This is a genomic window from Streptomyces xiaopingdaonensis, from assembly GCF_000262345.1.
Lineage (GTDB): Bacteria > Actinomycetota > Actinomycetes > Streptomycetales > Streptomycetaceae > Streptomyces > Streptomyces xiaopingdaonensis.
Genome location: NZ_AJTQ01000379.1, coordinates 1 through 1,922 on the forward strand (window position 1 = coordinate 1; position 1,922 = coordinate 1,922).

At 72.4% G+C, this 1,922-nt stretch carries 2 protein-coding genes; both read left to right on the forward strand.

Annotation, left to right across the window (positions count from 1 at the left end; genetic code table 11):
* Nucleotides 1-354 (forward strand): ATP-binding protein (locus UWG_RS31330; RefSeq protein WP_033196437.1); only part of this gene is annotated, 354 nt, incomplete at its 5' end.
* A gap of 798 nt (nucleotides 355-1,152) precedes the next feature.
* On the forward strand, nucleotides 1,153-1,922 hold a 770-nt coding region (locus UWG_RS31335), incomplete at its 3' end, for a sensor domain-containing protein (RefSeq protein ID WP_016910727.1).

Genomic DNA, 1,922 nt, shown 5'->3' on the forward strand with positions numbered 1-1,922 from the left:
ACCGCCTCCGAACTCCTCCAAAACATCAGCAAACACAGCGGCGCCCACCACGCCGAAGTCGACCTCTGGCGCACCAAAGACCGACTCATGCTCCAGGTCCGGGACAACGGCAGAGGCGGCGCCACGGCCGCGCCGCCCGTCGACGGCGCGACGGGCGGCACGGGACTCGCCGGCCTCGCCGAACGCCTCGACTCCGTCGACGGCCTCCTCCTCATCGACTCCCCCACCGGAGGCCCCACCACCATCACCGCCGAACTCCCCTGGCGGGAGCGGGAGTCGGCACCCTCGGGGAACGCGCGTACGAGGAAGCCCGGCAAGACGGGGCGCCGCGCGAAGCAGCACCAAGGAGCCTGAACGCCGCGGCCCGTCCCGGCTGGGGCCGGAGGCGGTCGCTTCCTCGGAGCCGCCGGGAGCGAGTATGGGAGCAGCCGGGTCGCCCGGACGGTAAGAACATCGAGACCTCCGCCTTCTCTGAGCGACGTGCCACCACGTCCCGCCTCGCGATCGCCCAGTGTGCGTCCTCCCATCCGCTGACATCGGGGAGCCACTGCGCCAGGAGCACCCACTCCTTCGGCCGCTCCTCGCACGAATGCTGGACGCCGCGCGTCGTCGCGGCCTCGGTGACGGGGGCCGACTCTCCGTACTCGTCCATCGGGCAGCCCCCGATCCGGACCCGGAGCCACGCGAGGGCGTCGAGATCCCCGTCCCGCAGCTCTGCCTCGTGCGGATGCGCGGCCGAGTCGAGGAGCGAGTCGTGGTCGGGCAGGGAGGCATCGTGCTTCGGACGCAGCTCTCCCCGGAGTCCGAAGTCGAGCGCGACCGGCCCGTCGCGTCCGCGGGCAGAACGGCGAGGTCGAGCGAGGCTATGACGCGGTGCCCCGGAAGCGTCGGCGGGAAGCCTGGCGCCGGGTGCGCCACCCGGCCCGGAACGGCCTTGGAGAGACGCGCGTTCGCCCGTTCTCGGCGCAGATCCCTTCGTCGTCCAGACGGGGCCCACGGTGGGGAAAACCCCCGGCCGCACAAGCCGGTCGGCTCCATGGCGGTGCAAGGTCGCTCGGGACAATGCTGGGAGAGTCCCGCCCCCGGCTTCCGGGGCCGGGGCGTGCGGCGCCTGTCGGCGTCGGAGGGACATGAGAGAGAAAGGGCACCACCATGGCAACGGCCCACCGCGTTCCGTCGGACGCCGGCCCCGGGCGGACCGCGGGATACGGGGACGGCCCGCGCAACCCGTTCTCCGCTTTCCTCCTCGCCCCGCTCGAGAACCGGACCTACCGCGAGTTCCTCTACCTGCTCACGGGGTTCCCCCTCGCGAGCGTCGCCTTCGGCTGGACCGTGACGATGGTCTCCGTGAGCGCCGGACTGCTGATCACCTTCATCGGCATCCCGTTGCTCGCGCTCACCCTCGCGAGCTGCCGCGGTATCGGTGCCTTCGAACGGGCGCGGGCCCGGGGGCTGCTGCACCTGGACGCGCCCGAGCCCGAGCCGGTGAGCGCGGTGCAGCGCAACAGCGGGCTGATGGCGTGGGTCGGGGCGCTCCTGCGCAGCGGTACCTCGTGGCGGCACCTGCTCTACGCGGTGGTGTACTTCCCGTGGGCGACGGCCGCCTTCACGGTGAGCTTCGTGTTCTGGGCGACGGGGTGGGCGCTCTTCCTCGTCCCGGCCTACCACTGGGTCTTCGACGCGTACACCGACCAGCCGGGGCCCGAATTCGGGGACTGGGGCTACCTGGACAGCGCCTCCGAGCTCGCCGTCGCCTCGCTCGCCGGGCTCGTGCTCGTCCTGCTGACGCCCTGGCTGATCCGCGGCCTCGCGCAGGTGGACCGGATGCTCGTGCTCGGCCTGCTGGGGCCCTCCCGACTGGCTGAGCGTGCCCAGGAGTTGGAGTCGGATCGTGGGGCGGTCGTCGACACCGCGGCAGCCGA